Below are 414 nucleotides of genomic sequence, written 5' to 3'. Positions count from 1 at the left end.
ATCTTGCGCACCAGGTACTAAATTATCAGCCCATAAATCAGGGCCGTCTTCAACGCACATCAATGTCACGCCGCCATCTAATCTAAAGCGGCGCTCAACTACACGGTATACTTTATTGTTTATCGACTCACTCGGTAGGTTTAAATACACCGTACGGCCAACAGCTGCAGCCAACCCCTTATGCTTAAGCGGCAGTTCAATTTCACCTAACCGGGTTTGTTCTAAATGTATTGTTGCCAGGCGCTGGGCCGTCGTGCCACTGCGCACAAACGGTAACGTAATTGACTTTTCTAATATCTGATTATCAATAGATTGATACCCAGCAGACACAACAGGCGGGGCATCTGTGCGGTCGTAATTTTGCATTGGATCGGTAAACGTCGCTCTCACAACATTCGCACGATCGCGTAAATC

The 414-nt window shown here is 47.3% G+C and carries 1 protein-coding gene; it reads right to left on the bottom strand.

Annotated elements, in window-relative coordinates; genetic code table 11:
• A partial coding sequence (locus tag AAEZ18_RS18425; protein WP_352255846.1) for a hypothetical protein occupies nt 1-414 on the bottom strand: 414 nt, incomplete at both ends.

This window comes from Pseudoalteromonas sp. 19-MNA-CIBAN-0066, from assembly GCF_040308705.1.
Taxonomy (GTDB): domain Bacteria; phylum Pseudomonadota; class Gammaproteobacteria; order Enterobacterales; family Alteromonadaceae; genus Pseudoalteromonas; species Pseudoalteromonas nigrifaciens.
The sequence above is the reverse complement of the archived record's forward strand: the minus strand, read 5'-3'. Positions and strand labels throughout refer to the sequence as shown.